Below are 231 nucleotides of genomic sequence, written 5' to 3'. Positions count from 1 at the left end.
CTTTTGCGCTTCTTGTTTTCTGCGTTTAGAAAAAGCAATACCAGCTAGGTTTAATTTAGCCATGGCTAAATCATGTTTCATTGATAAACCTAAAGATACCGCTTTTTTAAAATATTTTTCAGACTCGTTCATGTTGTCCTGCATGGTCATTAAACCATGTAAATAATTGTAATAACCTTGCTGTTTTTTTACTAGGGCAGCTTCTGGGTTTTTAATTTTATCAAGCCATTT

1 pseudogene is annotated in these 231 nt (G+C 32.9%); it reads right to left on the bottom strand.

What is annotated here, in order from left to right:
• Positions 1–231, bottom strand: a pseudogene (locus tag FUA24_RS00455) (DUF2892 domain-containing protein); the annotation flags it as partial.

This window comes from Seonamhaeicola marinus, from assembly GCF_008085455.1.
Note: the sequence above shows the minus strand (reverse complement) of the source record. Positions and strands in the feature narration are given on the sequence as shown.